Consider the following 18398-nt stretch of genomic DNA (forward strand, 5'->3'; position numbering starts at 1 on the left):
ATGCAGGAAAAGAGGCATATCGATGGATATTAATTCACAGCAACTTGAGACAATTGCTGAAACTGAATTTTCCTTGATCAAACGGTACTTTGACATGGATCAGCAGCAGTACATTGTCTTAAAAGAGACAAAAGGAAATCTGGACCGATTTACGAGACTTCTTTTTGAAAGAGAGGTAGGAGCTTTACGAAAGCTTCGCCATAATCATATTGTCCAAATGTATAAGTTTGAGTTTGCTGCTGGTGAGAATGGCGGCCAAAAAGGGAGAATATTTCTTGAGCATATTAGTGGAGAAACCCTCCAAACCATAGATCGTTCGTTAATCGAAAGCGTTGACAAAATAAGAATCATTCAGCAGCTTATTGATGCTGTTGAAGCTGCTCATAGCCAAGCTATACTGCATAGAGATATCAAACCATCTAATATAATGATCGTAGATTACAGACAGGCGAAGCTCATTGATTTCGGTCTCTCCAAGATCAAGGGAATGGTTACAGGTGATACGACTTATAAATATGGTTCTAATCACTATACAGCTCCAGAAGTCGGCTATCACCCAGAAAATGCCTCTTTTCAAAGTGACATTTACTCTTTAGGAGCCACCATTTACTTTCTCCTAACTGGATCTGTGCCCGAATTGCCTCATAAGTTACAGGATTCCATTTCAAGAAGTTCCGACATTATTCCATCATTAAAGGAAGTCCTGATAAGGGCTGTTAACCCCGAGCTTGATGAAAGATATGAAACGATCACCGATCTCAAGCGAGACCTAGCTCAGATCATGGGATCTCTAATGTCGGATACGAAATTTTCCATCATGTTCACTCATGAGATGCTAGAGAAGGCCAAAAGACAGAAATTTGTGCCAAAAGGCATCCACAGTGATGTGTTTATTGATCAATATTTAAACAAGTGGTTTGAAAAAGATATATATGGATTTGTCGATTCAAAACTAGAGTATGGCAGGTTGAATGACGACGATGAAGTATCTTTTTTCTCAACAGATGGATATCTTTTGAAAGGCTTGTATAGGGAGCACGATGAATATTTTTTGGTTCATGAAATTAAATTCATTAAACAGCAGACTGAGCGAACGTTTTATGAGAAAAAATACTTACGTATAGCTGGTAAACCTATCTTTAACCATTCAGCTTTACGACTCAATACACAGGTAGTTCACCATACCTTCGAAGTTGTAAACGATCTCGTCGATCATCGGACCGATTACCAATCGGATGCGAGTAAACAAACTGAATTTGAGAAGTTTTTTGGAATTTGGTCAGAGTATCTTGAAAACGAAAAAGACTTGCTTGTCTCAGCTGCAAAAACCGTAGAATACTTAAACTATCGCTATAACACAGAAGATCATACGACAGAGTTTGAGTTGAAAGATACAACAATAGAAAGCTTAGGATTTACGAATGAAACAACCATTATCTTTGATCCCAAATTAGAAGACCCAAATAGTAAAAACAGAGCAAAAATAGTGGTTGTTGGGAAGTTCAAGGAAATTACTTACCAGGACGATTCAGTGTTTCTCATCGTTGAATCTCCAAAAAGAGTCAGAGGAATTCCCAATTCGGGGAAACTCGTAGAAGATTATCGTTTTAAACTTACTCTAATTGATAAACAAATGAGCGCTATTCGTGCTTTAAATAGCGATGAGGCAGTATGTAATGAGAATTTGCGCGATATCATCTTAGGTTTTGAAACCCCAAAATCAGTAGAGGGTTTTAATGACATTGATTTCTTTAATAAAAGATTAGATGGGAATCAGAAGGATTCTGTAAAAGTGGCCCTCAATACATCTTCTATTGCCGTAATACAGGGACCTCCTGGAACGGGGAAAACGACGGTAATTCGAGAATTTGTAAATCAAATCCTACATCGTAATAATGCCGATATCTCACAGGAGAAGTTTAAAATTCTCATTGTTTCTCAATCACATACCGCTGTTGATAATGTGTTAGAAGGGCTAGATTTTCAACAAGATATTAGCACAAAAGTAATTCGGATTGGACATGATAATAATATATTGCCGGCGATTCGAGATAAATTTAGTGTCTCAAATGTCAGGAGTTTATGGGCTATTGAAACCAAAGAAGCCTCTAACCGAAAGATGAATGAGCTGATCTCACAGCATGGAATTGATACGGATGAGCTAAATCGCTACGTTGAACTTCACTCCCAAACGCAACGTTCAGAGGAGGAAGAATTGCTGATACAGCAATTCGAAGCGAAATACCAGGATGAACCAGAAAAACAACGGATTATACGTACCGCTACAATCCAACGTAACTGGATAGATCGTCTCGGCATTGCCAGCGATTCAGAATCACGGCTTATTGAAAATGCCACGATTGTTGCGGGAACCTGTACAGGCTTTAATTCGAATCCATCTACCCGAAATATGAATTTTGATTATGTCATTGTTGATGAAGGAGCAAAAGCAAGTGTACCAGAACTTCTTATACCGCTCCTTAAAGGCAGCCGGCTGATTTTAGTTGGAGATCATCAACAGCTGCCACCTATTTTAAATACAGAGGCTATCAAGCTAACTTCTGATGGAAAACAAGAAGATTTTGATAGTGGTATATTCAAACGCCTGTACGATAGCTTTCCGAAATCGAACCGAATCCGCTTAACGACGCAATACCGGATGCACCGAACCATAGGTGATATGATTAGTAATGTCTTTTATAGTAATGAGATTCAAACTGGAATTCCCGATGAAGAACGAACCCATGAACTACAGTTGTATCAAGGAAAGCAACTGATATGGGTGAGTACAAGTAGGGAATACAATCGGAGAGAACAAAAGCATAGAACGCAACAAAATACAAAGTCATTTAAAAATGAAAAAGAAATTCAAATTATAAAACAGATGCTTTGGGATATTGACAAAGAAGAGGCTGCTAGTGGGTATGAAATCGCAGTAATTACGGGTTACAGCTATCAAAAATCTATTATTAGAGATTTTGTTGCGAGAGCTGACTTCAAAAACATCAAGAATATTGAGGTCAATACGGTAGATGCATATCAGGGAAAAGACAAAGACATTGTCATTTTTAGCACCGTCCGCAGTAACAAAGATAATGACATTGGATTTCAAAAGTTAGCGCAGAGAATTAATGTGGCACTGTCCAGAGCACGAAGATTATTACTAATCGTTGGAGACAAAGATCATTTCATGGGAAATAGACTACCGACAAACAAACTTCCAGAAATAGACCGATATATGTCTCAAAGAGAAGGCTGTGAAATTATTGAATACAAGGAGCCAAGTGATGCGAGAAAATGAATACATTCTAGATTTGAAATCAAAAATCCCTCCCAATATTGAGGGTCAAATCTATTTAAAAACAATTACGATCGGCATTCCATACGTTCGTATGAAGTTAAATATAACTACTCGTCGGGAATATCTACTGCCTTTGGCGCAAGAAATGGTTCTACGCCTTCTTGAACAGAAATGGACGAACTATGATGAGATAGGAGAAGTCCTTGGCATAGACAAAGACTATTTGGACAAAATTCTTCTGGAGCTCGGTGTAGCTGATTACATTAGTCATATGGGAAAGTTGATCTCCCTGACGGATGCCGGAAGAAAAGTTTTACTTGGATTGAGATCCATTCGAATTGAACCGGATTTTATAGACAGTGTCTATTTCAACATGCTTACTGGAGAAATTGTAAAAGATGAAAGCATGATGAGATCCAAGATGAGGAATAGATCTAAATGTATGGTTTACCTAAATAATATTAAAGATTTAAATGGCGATTTTCTTACTACCTACGAACATGAAATCAGGGAATTATATAATATAAGAGTTAGGGATAATCGGGATAGATATATGGATGATGAAACGGCTGGAATGGACGAATTATACCGGGTCATTTCAATTGAGGATTTTGACCGTGTATACGAACAAATCCCAGTACATGTTTACTACTCCCGAGATACTGACAATCTCGCTTTTGAACTGATCAGCAGTGATAATAAAGATTTGTATCACACATGTTTAAGAGACCAAATGAAAAATCATCCTAAATCATGTGATGAAATGTATGATACATGGGAACACAAGCAACGAATAAAATCCAAAAACACCTTCAATTGGTATCCTGAAGAAGCGTATGACATACAAACTTTAGAGAATAAGCGCTTTGAGTTTGTGACACACCTCCAAAATTCAAGTGTAGACACGGATCAGATCTACAACAGCTATTTTACAGATCGACTTATGATTTACCAGGAGTATCAAGACATTCTACGATCTCTAACCCAAAAGAAACCTAGAGAGGTTACCATTATCACAGATAACCTGTACATGTTAGAAAAAAGTGAATATAGCCTGCTAGCCTTAATCGAAGCAATCTCTCAACATTCGGCGATCTATATTGGCCATGGGGAAAGATCAAACACTGTAGTCTCAAAAATAAAAGAAAAGTCTAATGTAAAAACTGTTTTATCAAAGGAATACCCTGATATAAGAGGCACTCGAATTATCGTAGATGATGAGTACATGCTTACAATCCAACACAAACCGTTTCATCTAAGAGGGGAATGTTTTTTGCAGGAAGTCGGTATTCTGACTTATAACAAAGCACATATCAATTTGATAAAAAATCTATTTCCTGACATTGCGTCGTAAAAGGAATAAAGCTTAAATATCCTCTCAATAAAACCTTCGTCTATTAAACGAAGGTTTTTTATTTTAGAGAAATTTATTTATCTATTCTTGATTTTCGTTCTAATAACGACGTGCACCGTCCGGTGATTCACGCGCTCGAGCTAATCAAGAAGTACACACAAACGGGAATGCACTATTTTCCCTTAACCGACGAAATTCCGATCAATGGCGTGATCCGCACTAACTACAAAGAAATTATCATAGAAAAAGATGAAAAGGGACAAGAACGAGTAAACCGGATCAATTATGAAATCAGCGCCTTGCAAATGCTCCGGGATAAGTTACGGTGTAAAGAAATTTGGGTATCCGGAGCGAACCGATATCGAAATCCGGATGAGGATCTGCCGGCAGACTTCGAGGAACGCCGAGAGGAAAACTACAAAGCTTTAAATCAGCCGCTGGATGCGGACTCCTTTATCACGGCACTTAAACAGGAAATGATTCAAGGTCTTGGAAAATTAAACGAGGGAATGCCGAAAAACCCTAAAGTACGGATTACTGATAAAGGTAAAGGCTGGATCTCGGTTTCTCCGTTGGAACCGCAAGCAGAGCCGGTTAATTTAATTCGGATCAAAGGTGAAATTACGCGCCGCTGGCCAATGACCAGTTTGCTTGATATTTTGAAGGAAACCGATTTACGTATTTCGTTTACAGAAATGTTCAAGACGGTGGCCCATCGAGAAATATTAGACCGGGATACGCTGCAAAAGCGGTTGATCTTATCTCTTTACGGTTTGGGAACAAATACCGGTTCAAAGCGTGTCAGCGCCGGTGATCACGGTGAAAGCTATAAAGATCTTCTTTACCGCAAATTCATTCACAAGGATAACCTTCGCAACGCAATTTCCGAAGTAGTGAACGCTATTTTCAAAGTACGGATGCAGGAAATATGGGGTGAAGGAACAACCTCTTGCGCCTCCGATTCAAAGAAATTCGGGGCGTGGGATCAGAACCTTATGACGGAATGGCATATCCGGTACCGCGGCCGCGGTGTTATGATATATTGGCACGTAGAGAAAAATTCGACTTGCATTTACTCGCAGCTTAAATCTTGTTCTTCATCAGATGTCGCCGCGATGATGGAAGGGTTGTTACGCCACTGCACCGATATGGAAGTGGAGAAAAATTATGTTGATTCTCATGGACAAAGTGAGGTTGCATTTGCCTTTTGTCATTTACTTGGTTACAAACTCAAGCCTCGATTAAAAGCTATTCATACACAAAAGTTATACCGTCCGGAGTCGGGAATGACTGAAGCATATGCCCGCCTTCAGCATGTACTCACGCGCCCGATTAATTGGGAACTGATCCGTCAGAAATATGATCAAATGATGAAGTATGCAACAGCCTTACGGCTTGGTACGGCTGAAACAGAAGCCATTCTGAAAAGGTTTACCCGGAATAACTTGAAGCATCCAACGTATCAGGCGCTAGGAGAGTTGGGTAAGGCAGCTAAAACCATCTTCCTTTGTGAATATTTGCATTCGGAAGAATTACGCCGAGAGATTAATGCTGGTTTAAATGTTGTGGAAAACTGGAATTCGGCCAACGGGTTTATCTTCTATGGCAAGGGTGGCGAAATTGCCACAAATCGCATGGAAGATCAAGAGATGGCCGTTTTATCTCTTCATCTGCTGCAAAATTGCTTAGTCTACATTAATACCATCATGTTCCAGAATGTTTTATCGGAGAAGAAATGGTTTGATCTAATGACACCGGAAGATTTACGTGCGGTGACACCCTTAATCTATACACACGTTAATCCATATGGCACATTCCGATTGGACATGAAGGAAAGACTTCCATTGGAAGGTGAACTGGCATGATTGAAAAACGCGTATCCGCAAAAAAAAATGCCCGGGAACTGGCGAAGTATCTTCGCGCAGAACGACCGGACTATGCTTACTTAAAAAGTTTGTTTCAGCATTTAAGAAGCGAGCTTGAAATTGATGTCCCAAAATCATCAAAGAAGCTGCCTTACGTGCCGACAGAAGAAGAATTAAAAAGATACTATGAAGTGGTTTGGAAGGCCAAGAATTTTCAGGACATGGTGATCATGAAAACCCTCATGTATACAGGTGTCCGGGTCAGTGAGTTAATCAGCATCAAGCTGGCGGACATCGATTTTCATTACTGTCAGATCCGGATCAACAAAGGAAAGGGTAGCAAAGACCGCATTGTTCCATTTCCTCAGACTTTCAAAGAACTGCTGCCCATGCACGCAGATTCGATGAAAAAGAAGCAAGCTGCCTATTTGTTTGAGTCCTCATGGAAGAAAAAGTACACGGACAGGGGAATCCGCAAGATTTTGGCCAAATATTCAGAGGAGGCCAAGTTATCTCAAAACCTGTCTCCTCATAAACTACGTCACTTTCTATTAGCCTGGCTAAAAAAGCAAGGCATCGATGACGCGCTGATTCAACCGTATTCCGGCCATGAAAGCAGAAAGTCATTAGAAGTTTATTCAAAGCTGGCGATTACCGATGCACAAAATGAATATAACGAGGTTATTAATAAATCCCCAATTTAATCCATTAGTTTGCGGGTGGTGTCAGCTACGCTGGTACTACCCCTAGAAACAGATTCTATATATTTCAAAACAGACGATTCTATTTTCTGGCATGGGTGCTTGTAGGGTAAGAATGCAAGTTGGAGACATAAACGTAGCAAAAAAGCATCTCCTGAAGGAGATGCTTTGCTTTTCTATAATTACTTAAGGCTGGATTCCGTTTGCAATCTCGATTAACTGATCAAGGTTGTCCGCGCCATTTGAACAAATAGTATACATTACATCGTCTTTAATCAAGTGAACCGTTTTTCTTGTTTCACCATCTTCAATGACAGCAGTAGCGCCATTAATTTCTTGAGTAGAAACATTGTTTGGATCATACCAGGATTTTGCTAATTCCACAGTTGCTTGTTCATTCTCTAAAACATCCTCAGATTGAGAGATAAAAATCTCTTGACCTTTGGCCAATCGATAAGTGGCATAAACCTCTTTTCCATAAATATTCTCGGATGCTTGAACTTCAACAAGCTCTACAATAGGGTTGTTCTCAGTTTCATTTGTAGACATAATACCAGCTACTGAAGAAGTATCCAAATTTAAAGGGATATTCACTTCACCAATATCCTCCAGCTCAAGTTGTTTACGTTCAGCAAGTTGACCTTCAGGAGTTTCTGCTAGCGGTGTTCCCTCTGTAGGAGTAGTAATTTGCACTTCAGCTACTGAAGACGATTCATAATTTGTGGTTGGTTGCTCGTCCAAGTTTGAAGCTAATGCTTGGTTATAAGCAAAGCCAGCACCACCCAGTAGAGTAACCGTAGCAAGCACTGCAACAATCGTATTCTTCTTTTTCATTATTAATGCTCCTCTCATTTTTCAATATAATAGTTTGATTCTATTCAGAAAAAACAGTTCCGCTTTTTACTGTGTTTCTATTTGAGCGATACTCTAAAAAATAGTTTAGAGTGTTTTTAGATCCATCAGCAAGCATAAGATAGTAGGTTTGGTACGTTGTACTTCCAGAGTTTCGATAAAAACGACTATTAGCGGTATTATACACCATATAATTATCCAGTTTTGACCATGTGCCATTACCAACAACACCATCAGAGGTTAAGCCTTCAGCAGTCTGGAAGGATTTAACGGCAGAGGTGGTTCCGCTACCAAAACTGCCATCAACAGTACCAACTGTGTTCTGGTAACCAGAAGACCAGAGATCAGCCTGTAACGCACTAACAAAGCCACCACTTGAGCCAGCTTTTACAGAAGGCCAAGTTGTTTTGCTAATAGTTGCTGCCGATGCAACGCCTCCCAACACAGTTACGGATAAGAGCGCCATAGCCAATAGAGCTTTTCCTGTTTTCTTCAAAATGATTTCCTCCCTCGTTATGTATGTTCCTACTAAAACCTACCATAACCAGAGGTAAAAGTCACCATTTATACCTAAATCGGGAAAAAGGTCCTACTTGTTTATTTCATCTAACGGATCTAATCATATTGTTGATTAAATTTGTCTATCTAAAAAAATAACGTTGTGAGTGCTGAAAAAGTTGGTAGATTTTTAAAATGTTTTTTGAACCGTCCGTAAAGGTATACCTGTATAAACAGTAAGAAAATAGTGTATTGGCAATCCCTAAAGGTATTGAATTTATTTTATAAACGTTTACAATGAATTTATCACCTTTTTAAACTAACAGGAGTTGATTATGCGAACACTTACGAGAATATATGGTTATGCCAGGGTATCCACCAAAGATCAGAATGAGGACAGTCAATTAACAGTATTACGGGAACAGGGTATTCCAGAGGATTATATTTTTGTAGATAGGGTCAGTGGCAAGAAGTTTGACCGTCCGGAGTATCAGTTTTTAAAACGTGTACTTCGAGAGGGCGACACCTTATTTGTAAAATCCATCAATCGATTTGGTCGTAACAAGCAGGATATCTTAAAAGAATGGCAATGGTTGATCGATGCGAGAATTCATGTTGTGGTGATCGACATTCCAATCCTTGATACCCGCAAGTACCAGGAGTTGGAGGGGATCGGGCAGCTCATTATGGATCTGGTTCTTCAGATCTTGAGCTGGTTGGCTGAAGAAGAGCGTAAAGGGATCAAACAGGCGCAGGCTGAAGGGATTGCTGAAGCCAAGAAAAAAGGGAAGTATCTTGGGCGGCCGCGAATTAATCTAGGCACTCTTAAACCAGTTCAGAGGGGCATCCTGGATGCGAACTATAAGCTCTGGAAGGATACTAAGCTGACTGCTGTAGAATTTATGAGAAAGCTGGATCTGAAGAAGAACACGTTCTACAAGATTGTGAGGGAATATGAGCAAGAAAACGGTATAGGGGGATGATAAGATCATGGGCCCCTTAGCGCCCAGGGATTGGATACAATGCTGCAGCCGGATCTTCCGGAAACTAAAAAAGTATAGCGAAAGGAATGAGATCGTTTGTCCTTGAAACCAATCATTATTAACGAACCAATTATAAATACTACGTCGGATTTTTGGTCTACCATGTTAGATATGTCATTTATGAGAGGTACACCTATTAAGCGAAAGATAAAAAACTATGATGAAATGGTTGCCCATTTTAGCCAAGTTAGCAGGGCATTACCTTCTACATATCCAAGTGTAGCTAATCGAGAGTATTATGATCACGAATTTTGGATGGACACTGAGGGGAAATTCCACTATCAACTCACATGGGATATTGATAAATTAAAAGATATCATTCAAAAAACGAAACATCCTGTGGTCAAATTGAGATATACAGATATTATGAAGCATTTCGATATGAGTTCATTAAATGCAGCATATTTAAGTCCTGCGTTTGATAATCCTGAACCTATTATCTTAGCTCATGTTTCTGTAACAAACGCAGTAATTATTTTAGATGGAAACCATAGGGTTATGAGAGGGTTTAATCGAAATCCATCCGGTGCAATTAATGCATATTACTTAAACACAACAGAGCATTTACCAGGCTTAGCTGATCCTGTATTCAGCACCCTATTAAAACTAAATCATAATGTAAACGTTATGGCTAATTACATGGCAGGTAATATTAGAAAGATGAAATATAATTATAAGCATCACAACCAAAGTCTATATGAGGTTTAATTAAGACGGGAAGCTCCGGTCTAACGTACACTTAGACCCGAGTGAGTTACATACAGTTCTAGGCAGGAAATCTATTGTTCGATTTTTGAAGTAATTTGGATCCCAGGGAACCTTCTGCAGCAGCTTCTTTTTAGAGCAATACCCGAACGTTAAAATTATGGCCAACTAAAAAAAACGGCTGAGAGCCGAATAATAGCATGGGGTGATTAAAATGTTCATTTCTCCAGAAGAGTATTCAGAACAGGTCGATATTGGCTTATTCGTATTTGGAATCGTTGCTGTTCTATTGTTCATCTTAATTCGTTATCAAGAGAAAAAAAGCCGCAAAATATAGATTTTGATCCCCTCCAGCTATTGTAGCTGGCTTTTCTAATGTTGTGTCCAATAGTCGATATTATTGATCGGCTCGATAGGGGTAGCTTTGGATTCAACGACTTCCCAGCCTTGTAGTATTTTAATGGATGTGCTTTTTGTTGCCCCAGGTAATAAAAAGCTTATCTTCCAGATCAGTCAAGCACTTTTGGATCTCTGCATGAGATTTACCCGTTTTAGTCATTAACTCTTGCATAGAAGGCATTCTTCTACGCGGAAGGGAATAGTTGTAGAGGATTCTATGAATCTTGCGCTCTAAATCTTCAGCATTGTAGCAGCTCCTAAACTCTTTAATCACCCAATTATAAGGGAACGTTTGTTCCTTTTCAAGACTATCCCATTCTACCTTAAACGTACCTCTTTATAAGAGGTATATTTAGTTTATATGGTATAATAGGAAAAAATAGGAGAGGGAGAAGTGATGAGGAAAGATAGAAATACCGGAATGGTACGTAATGTGGATGCCTTGGGGCGTATTGTATTACCGATGGAATTGAGGCGCACACTTGGAATTGATATTGGCGATCCGTTTGAATATTTTGTAGATGATGCAAATGAACGTCTGACATTGAGGAAATATAGAACCCTGGAATGCATGTTTTGTTCTTCCACGGAAGGCCTGTCTTATTTTAAGGATTATTTCATCTGTGGTTCATGTTTGGAACAGGTTTCCGGAAACGAGAAATTGCCTGAAGGGCAAGCGGCATCCAGTCCGGAAGTGGCTATGTTGGAAGAAGTAAATAACGGGCAAGAAATAGCGAATAAACCAAAATGGGCACGAAGCAAGGAAACACTCTTCCGGCTGGCTAAGGTCATGGAACAGTACCCGGATGCACCGCAAAAAAATGGGCCGAGCTGCTGGGTATATCCCAGGGGCGAGTCAGTCAGTTGGTACAAAAATTGAATAACACTAACTGAGAATGAAAAAGGCGCTCTCCTGGATTGTCGGGGGAGCGCCTTTTTTGTTCTGCCTGGTTTAAACCAGGCGAATTGGTTGTAACCAATGGAATGTTACAAAGGATCGATTTGGCGAAGGGCATGATCCGGATAAAACTACTTATGATGATAATACAAGGAAATGCCCAATTTCGTTTCCTTCAGCTTGAATTTGAAAATCCTGAAATCACCTTCTGTCATTTTATACGAGAGTGAGCAGCCGGAATGAGTAGGAAGTAGATTGCCTGTGAGATCCTTCAGAGCTTCGACGTGCTTTTGTAAATAATTTTTGTTGAAGTGCTTATCATATTTTATCTGGATCGATAGGCAAGCTGCTTATGCTTTATGCTCTACTGATAATTTCATGGCTGACTTACTTATACGGTTATGTGCAGAAGGAAGGAGGGTTTGCAATGAAGCGATTCAAATCTGTCATCCGTTCTATGAGGACAGGCTTGAAATGGGCTGGTCGTCGTGCATGGGGTTTTCTGAAATCTCGTGAGGGACGACAAATGCTGATTCAAATGTTCATCGTTTGGGGCGGGGAGTTTATCAAGCACTTATTAGGTCACTAATCCAAAAAGCGCTCAGGTGGAGCTGTTCCACTTGGGCGTTTTTTGTTTTGGCCAAAGTGAAGGTCGGAAGAACGATCGGGCTGATGCTACCGGCTCTAAGGGGGCAAGGGCGGCCACCTAAGATCCGCTACGCCCCGCTGCGGGGTTACTTGGCCCGATAACCAGAGCGCCTAAACCGGGGTAGAGCGCCCCGGCTAAGGTGCTCTAGGTTCCTGTGCCGCGCTTAACACCCCGCACGGAGCCAAGGTCAAAGGCGTTTTGGGGAAGATTGGGGATGGCATGGCCGCATCTTGTCCGCTCCGCGTTGCTACGCTCCCAATAAGCCGCCACGCTAAAGGGCAAGCACCATGATTCCGCTGCGCTGCATCATCGTGCAAGGGATCTGTGAGCTTAAGCAGGGAAGGACGGAGAGAACCGGCAGCCGCCGGTTCTTTTTGATGGAAAGCATTTTTTTCCCTTTGGGGATGCCAGCCACGCGGCAGGCAATGTCCAAAAAATTCTCTTTGACACCCGAACCAATTCAAAAGAGAAAGGATGAAAGGCAATGACATTAACGATCAGAAAATTCCGATTAGGCAAGGTAAGAGGAACACCGGGATGCTTATCGGCCGTTGATGAGAGAGAGATTTTATTAGCTCTACGCTGGCATATGGCTGGAAATTGGGGCGATATTTCGGAGGAAGAAAAGGCAAGCAACGAGGAAGCGCTAAAAATGGTGGGCGGCTATTATCTGCATACCGCGCCCATGAAGGCGTTAGGTTTTGGGTCATAACCGAAGCTGATCGGAGCGTGACCACGTTACTACTACCGGAAGAATACTGAAAAGAAAGGGGAACGCGATGAGCGAAGAGCAATGGACGCTTTTAGAAAAGTTGGTTGTGGAGCGTATCCGGTTTTTAGAATCAAGGATAGCGAACTACACCAAATGGAAATCAGGGTACAGAGCTGCCGAACTGCTGGAGGATCTTAAACAAGAACTTGAATGCTACAGAGATTTAAAAGCATTTGTGGAAAGAAAGAGGGCGTAGTAATTGCCCGGTGCGTCAAGCCGCTCGCAACGGCTGTGGAATAGGAAAACCGAAAGCCTAAATAGCTTTAACTGCTTTGCATTCTACTGAACGTTGGGTAAAGGGAAGCCCCTTACCCTCCTATAAAACTACAGAGGGCAACCCGTATGCCAAAAAAGAAAGAAGACAAAAAAACAGTCTATGATATTGTGACCGAACGGATATTGAATCTGCTTGCGGCTGGTATTGTGCCATGGCGTAGACCGTGGAGAAGCGGCGCGGCTGTAAGCTGGAAAACTCAGCGGCCGTACCGGGGGATTAACGCGATGCTGCTTGATCCCGGCGAATATGCCACCTTCAAGCAGGTGACCGAAGCAGGCGGTAGCGTGAAAGGCGCAAAATCTCAAATTGTTGTGTTTTGGAAGTGGCTGGATAAAAAGAACGCGGAAACGGGCGAAGAAGAGAAAGTACCGCTTTTGCGTTATTACAAGGTGTTCAACATTGCAGAGTGTACGGGCTTGGAGAGCAAACGGGCGGCGGCTTCACCCATCGACCAAGACCCTATAGAAGATGCCGAGCGGCTGGTTAGTGGTTATACGGACCGCCCGCCCATTCGCTACCCATCGGGCCGGGCGTTCTACCGCCTGAGTGAAGATGTGGTCAGTGTGCCGCCGCTGGTGGACTACCAACAGGCCGAGGAATATTACTGCACCTTGTTTCATGAGTTGGTGCATTCTACGGGGCATAGCAAGCGCCTAAAGCGCCCGCTCGATGAGATAGCGGCCTTTGGGGATGAGGTATATAGCCGGGAAGAGTTGATTGCTGAAATGGGTGCGGCCATGCTCTGTGGTGTGGCGAAGATCGACAACCACACGATTGAAAACAGCGCTAGTTATATCAGCGGCTGGGTGGTGCGGAAGATCCAAGAGGATGATAAACGGCTCGTTGTACAAGCCGCAGGGATTGCCCAGCTTGTCCACCGTCATGTCGAGAGACAAGAACATATACCCATTAAAGTTGCTATTATAGCAGCTTTTTTTGTTTTATCGGTACAAGTTCGTGTCCCAAGCTAAGGACAAGAACTTGTACCGATTGCCGGAATGGACAAGAACTTGTTCCCATTACCGATTAGACATATAACTAATCGGTTCTTTTACTTGTTAATTCATTAAGCTAACGGGCAGGTTAGTTGAATAAGCGTATGGAATAATTGACAATCTGTCTCTTAAGAAAGTTTTTAACGGGTTCAGGAAGTGCGTCTTCAGTAACTTGGTGTAGAAAGGAATCTCTTGCAAATCCAGAAAAGCTACTTTGAAATAATGCGTGTGCTTCTTTTGAATAAATTCTTCGATTTTAAGATTAAAAGAATCTTTTCCTAAACTTCAACTACTGTATTTATTATTAGATTTACGTCCAAACTGATAATAATAAAGAAGTGTCATTACAACGACTATCACGGCTAGAGTCAGCAAAACGTTACTATACACAAAAGCAACCTTATCATGTACAAACGGATTTAATTGAACAGTGCTTGTTCCACCGTCAAGTACCTTACCAATGACAGCCGTAGATCCTGCTGCTGCAATAAAGTTAAACATCGATAACAACCCCATACCGATCCCAATTTCATTCTTAGGCAAAGTACGTGAAATGGTGTTTGACATAGCAATTTGCATATAAGATTGACCTAGTACACCTAGTGTGAGGAAAATTTGAGTGTACGTAGGAGACATCCCCACGACTGAAGAGAGAATAATGAAACCACCAACAAGCAGTGTAGAGGCAATATACAGTAGAAAAGGATTCCCTTTCTCATCAGCTAATTTTCCGCCCTTACGACCAAGAAACGCTGTAACAAGGGCTGAAGGCAACATTATGAATCCAATTAATGCAGGAGACAGACCATTCACATTCGATAACATAAGCGGTGTCAGGAATGGAATGCCAAACCCAACCGCGATGAGTACAAATGCAATGGCCATTCCCATCGAATATTCTTTATTTCTGAAGATCACGGGATTCACGAAGGGAACGGAAGCATAGCGAATTCGCAGGATAAACAAACCTAAGATGACTAATCCACTTACTAACAACCAGATATTGGATTGTGAAAGTGCCAGTAAGAAAGTGGAAACTGTTCCTGCCAACAGAATACCGCCAATATAATCAATTTTTTCGTTTGTCACTGGCTGATCATCCAAGTATTTTCTATAAAAGGGTAACGTGATAAGAGAGAGCAGAGGTATTACAAAGAGAAATTTCCAATTTAAAGCACTTGAGACGAATCCAGCAATAATGGGACCAAGTGCTGATCCAAGAGCAGTCCCGATTGCAGAAGTTCCCAAAGCGTGACCACGGTTCTCAGGTGAAAAAAAACGAACAGGAATTATCATGGCTAACGCCGGTATCACAGCTGCACCAGCTGCTTGCAAAATCCTCGCAACGATGATCATCCAATACTGTGTTGCCACCACTCCCACAATGGACCCAGCCGCGAGAAGTAAGAGACCAAACGTAATTAAAGCTTTAATACTAAATTTATCTGATAATTTCCCATAGGTTACTGTGCCAATGGCATACACAATCAAGTAACCTGAGACAATCCAAGTTACTTGTGATGCGGTGAGTTCAAATTCCTTGCTGATTACCGGCAATACCACATTAAACATCGTTCCGTTCATAACTGAAATGATAAGTGTGAAGACTAGAACACGGAGTAAAAGTGGGCCTGCTTTATCTGTTGTAGCAGCGTTGCTGTTCATTTAATTTTCCTCGATTCTTTATATGCTATGAATAACTAAATAAATGACCGTCAGTGCTTACTGTCACATTATCGAGAAAAAAACTAGGGAGTTAAGGCCCTAGAGAATAGCCATACAAACTCTTTAATAATATCTTCTAAAGAGAGAGCTGGAAAATAAGATCCTGCATTCAGATTATTTATAAATGTACCATAATTCAGTGACATAAATGAAAAAGCTTGTAGTTCAGGATTCGTTTCAATCAATTTTCCTTTATCATACATAGTTTTAAAATAATTGGTCAAAACCTCCATCAGTTGACGAGGATGTTTTATTGTTCGTTCCCTGAAGCCAGGTAAATTATCTTCTTCTTTCAAGCTAATCATAATCATTTTTCGATTACGATTCATAATTTCATGATATGTTCTACAGATCAATGTTAAGTCCGTTTGTAGGTCCCAAACTAGCCTTTCATTAAATATCTTGGCCATTTCTTCTGAATAGTGATAATGGTCGAAGGCTGTTTCTAACAAGTTTTGTTTCGTTCCAAATTGCCGAAACAATGTTTTTTCACTTAAACCAGCAGAAGTAGCAATTTCTTGAGTTGTTACACTGCTATAGCCTTTTTTTGAGATTAAGTCAATGGCAGCCGTCATTAATTTTTCCCTACTGCTTAATTTTGTATTGTTAGACATCTTCATTCCTCTTTTCTAATCATGTCAGTAATCACTGTCATCATTGTTATAGTAGCTAAAGTACATAACAATGTCAAATAAAATTAGAGACATTAGAACCATTGGGAAATAAACATGGTACCATCACCTCTTTCAGGAAATGGTACCATGTTTATTACAATAAATTATAATGAAAATGCATTGATGGTCCGACGTCGTTCGTCGCTCTTCGTGCTAGCATCAGCGGAGGGCATAGGCATCAGCTAAAAACATGGCTTCCCCTCAGCTCCCAAAAGTCACACTGTGGTCATCAGGATTGGACTGCACGTCGTGGGGGGTGAGCGCCTCGATCGCTACTAGTGGGTTCCAGTAGTCCAAGTAGTGGGTGATGAGCGCGTCGTCATTGGTCCGAACGACGGAGATGCAAGTCTGCTCGTACGGCTTACCGGTCGGCAGCGCCGTTCCAGTCGAGCGGAATTCGGCGATCACCAGATTCGGATCGACCGTCTCGTGGAATACCAGGTCGACGAACTCCACGTCAAAGGTCTTGGGAAAGTTGCTCATGTGAGCAAACAATGCGTCTCGGCCCGTAACCCGTTGGGGGACGCCGGCCGGTGCGTAAGGGAACTCAAGCACCGCGTCCGGGGTAAACAGCTTCAGCCATTCGTCGACGCGTCCTGCTGCGGTAAGGCGCAGGTGCTCGGTCAGGGTGTGCTGTGCAGCGGTGCGGCGTGTGTTATCGTCTTTTTTTAATGTCATATCATGTTCACTCCTTGGTTAGTGGTTGGTATTCGACTGATCAAAACTTACTTAATTTATACTATCTTCTTCATCCGTATTGCGTAATTTTCTCTTTGTTCTGCCAAACCACCACCCTTCAAATAAATATGACTGTCTGTACTGACTGTCATAGTGTGAGTAAAAAAACTAGGGGGTTGAGCCCTAGTGATTATCTGCACATCTTGTATCTTTTTTCCGCGATTAGATCGAGCGTTGCCAACAACATTTTATTCATTGTTGCTAAAATTTCACTGTTACTTATTCGCTATCCCTCATCTAATGACTGTCAGTGGTGACTGTCATTTGAGATAATAATATCGCAGTTTATATAGAATGTCAAGGCTCAACCCATACAATCATTTTTATAAAGATCCGATATAACCATCAGATATAGCGAATAATGTAGCTTTAAAATAAAGTTTGATCAAAAGTTCCCGCAAAAGCTCATTTTTCGGGCAAATAAAAAGAATCCGTTTTGAAAAAATGATTGATCAAAATGGATTCTTTTCTTGTGGGTTAGTATACACTTTTTACACTTTTTAAAATAAAGTTTGATCACTTTCTACCCTTGACGTTCCACAATAGCGCCCGATTGCAGAAGATCACTGTTTGCAATTGAATTATTTATTCATATAAGCTTTGATTTCTTCTTCTGACATGGATGAATCGCATTTCACGTTTATTGTGTCACCATTAGTAAAAACGAAACCAGGAACCGTTGGAATGTCGTATTCATTACGGAAGGCCGTAATACCTTCCATATCAGATTTTTCCACACTATTTACATAGTAGATAGTAGTATCAGTTTCCTCAGCAACTTTTTTTAGTTTTTCAACGAATATTTGACAAAAAGGACAAACAGCCTTTCCAATATAGATTAAGGCTTCGGATTCCCCTTTTACCAATGCCTGTGCTTTTTCGGAATCGATTTTATCAAAACTAGCTACATTTTCTTCATAAGTAGTCATCATCGCTCAATCTCCTTTTTCTA

General features: G+C 40.9%; 17 protein-coding genes and 1 pseudogene. 12 read left to right on the top strand and 6 right to left on the bottom strand.

The features are described 5' to 3' along the window. Window positions 1–22: 22 nt before the first annotated feature. From ACTWJ7_RS34775 to ACTWJ7_RS34790, 4 genes and pseudogenes are all read left to right on the top strand, one after another. Window positions 23–3301 carry an AAA domain-containing protein gene (locus ACTWJ7_RS34775; protein ID WP_443146553.1) on the top strand — a complete coding sequence of 1093 codons (3279 nt, stop codon included), beginning with the start codon at window positions 23–25 and terminating at the stop codon, window positions 3299–3301. Further along, window positions 3288–4655, top strand: coding sequence for a hypothetical protein (locus ACTWJ7_RS34780; protein ID WP_443146554.1), 1368 nt, complete (start codon window positions 3288–3290; stop codon window positions 4653–4655). Before ACTWJ7_RS34775 ends, ACTWJ7_RS34780 begins: the two co-directional genes overlap by 14 nt. Window positions 4656–4714: 59 nt before the next feature. Further along, window positions 4715–6520: pseudogene (locus ACTWJ7_RS34785) on the top strand (Tn3 family transposase); the annotation flags it as partial. Then, complete coding sequence (locus ACTWJ7_RS34790) at window positions 6517–7224, top strand: tyrosine-type recombinase/integrase (protein WP_443146555.1); 708 nt, start codon at window positions 6517–6519, stop codon at window positions 7222–7224. The pseudogene ACTWJ7_RS34785 and the gene ACTWJ7_RS34790, both read left to right, overlap by 4 nt. 183 nt (window positions 7225–7407) lie before the next feature. Here the strand turns inward: ACTWJ7_RS34790 and ACTWJ7_RS34795 are convergent, their stop codons facing one another. Then, entirely contained in the window at window positions 7408–8055 is a 648-nt protein-coding gene (locus ACTWJ7_RS34795) for a hypothetical protein (RefSeq protein WP_443146556.1), read from the bottom strand. A gap of 40 nt (window positions 8056–8095) precedes the next feature. Next, complete coding sequence (locus ACTWJ7_RS34800; RefSeq protein ID WP_443146557.1) at window positions 8096–8569, bottom strand: peptidoglycan-binding domain-containing protein; 474 nt, start codon at window positions 8567–8569, stop codon at window positions 8096–8098. A gap of 337 nt (window positions 8570–8906) precedes the next feature. Here ACTWJ7_RS34800 and ACTWJ7_RS34805 point away from each other — a divergent pair, with 337 nt between their 5' ends. The 8 genes from ACTWJ7_RS34805 (at window position 8907) to ACTWJ7_RS34840 (ending at window position 14285) form a co-directional block, all read left to right on the top strand. Beyond that, window positions 8907–9554 carry a recombinase family protein gene (locus tag ACTWJ7_RS34805; protein WP_443146558.1) on the top strand — a complete coding sequence of 216 codons (648 nt, stop codon included), beginning with the start codon at window positions 8907–8909 and terminating at the stop codon, window positions 9552–9554. 102 nt (window positions 9555–9656) lie between these two features. Next, window positions 9657–10322, top strand: a complete 666-nt coding sequence (locus tag ACTWJ7_RS34810) for a hypothetical protein (RefSeq protein WP_443146559.1) — start codon at window positions 9657–9659, stop codon at window positions 10320–10322. Between the two features lie 793 nt (window positions 10323–11115). Further along, a complete protein-coding gene (locus ACTWJ7_RS34815; RefSeq protein ID WP_443146560.1) occupies window positions 11116–11598 on the top strand; it encodes an AbrB/MazE/SpoVT family DNA-binding domain-containing protein in 483 nt (160 codons plus the stop codon). A gap of 445 nt (window positions 11599–12043) precedes the next feature. Beyond that, window positions 12044–12205: a hypothetical protein gene (locus tag ACTWJ7_RS34820; protein WP_443146561.1), complete on the top strand. Its 162-nt coding sequence runs from the start codon at window positions 12044–12046 to the stop codon at window positions 12203–12205. 347 nt (window positions 12206–12552) lie between these two features. After that, complete coding sequence (locus ACTWJ7_RS34825) at window positions 12553–12753, top strand: hypothetical protein (RefSeq protein WP_443146562.1); 201 nt, start codon at window positions 12553–12555, stop codon at window positions 12751–12753. After that, on the top strand, window positions 12750–12977 hold the full coding sequence (locus tag ACTWJ7_RS34830) for a hypothetical protein (RefSeq protein ID WP_443146563.1): 228 nt from the start codon (window positions 12750–12752) through the stop codon (window positions 12975–12977). The genes ACTWJ7_RS34825 and ACTWJ7_RS34830 overlap by 4 nt, the downstream gene beginning before the upstream one ends. A 67-nt stretch (window positions 12978–13044) precedes the next feature. Further along, complete coding sequence (locus tag ACTWJ7_RS34835) at window positions 13045–13233, top strand: hypothetical protein (RefSeq protein ID WP_443146564.1); 189 nt, start codon at window positions 13045–13047, stop codon at window positions 13231–13233. Window positions 13234–13379: 146 nt separating this feature from the next. Further along, window positions 13380–14285: an ArdC family protein gene (locus ACTWJ7_RS34840; protein ID WP_443146565.1), complete on the top strand. Its 906-nt coding sequence runs from the start codon at window positions 13380–13382 to the stop codon at window positions 14283–14285. Window positions 14286–14594: 309 nt separating this feature from the next. Here the strand turns inward: ACTWJ7_RS34840 and ACTWJ7_RS34845 are convergent, their stop codons facing one another. The 4 genes from ACTWJ7_RS34845 to ACTWJ7_RS34860 form a co-directional block, all read right to left on the bottom strand. Then, window positions 14595–15974 (bottom strand): MFS transporter, encoded by a 1380-nt coding sequence (locus ACTWJ7_RS34845; RefSeq protein WP_443146566.1) that lies wholly within the window; start codon window positions 15972–15974, stop codon window positions 14595–14597. A gap of 83 nt (window positions 15975–16057) precedes the next feature. Continuing rightward, window positions 16058–16648, bottom strand: coding sequence for a TetR/AcrR family transcriptional regulator (locus tag ACTWJ7_RS34850; protein ID WP_307412225.1), 591 nt, complete (start codon window positions 16646–16648; stop codon window positions 16058–16060). A gap of 261 nt (window positions 16649–16909) precedes the next feature. Further along, window positions 16910–17386 carry a nuclear transport factor 2 family protein gene (locus tag ACTWJ7_RS34855; protein ID WP_443146567.1) on the bottom strand — a complete coding sequence of 159 codons (477 nt, stop codon included), beginning with the start codon at window positions 17384–17386 and terminating at the stop codon, window positions 16910–16912. A gap of 641 nt (window positions 17387–18027) precedes the next feature. Further along, complete coding sequence (locus ACTWJ7_RS34860; protein ID WP_064617367.1) at window positions 18028–18378, bottom strand: hypothetical protein; 351 nt, start codon at window positions 18376–18378, stop codon at window positions 18028–18030. Window positions 18379–18398 lie beyond the last annotated feature (20 nt).

The organism is Paenibacillus sp. 1A_MP2, assembly GCF_052244825.1.
Classification (GTDB): Bacteria; Bacillota; Bacilli; order Paenibacillales; family Paenibacillaceae; genus Paenibacillus; species Paenibacillus vandeheii.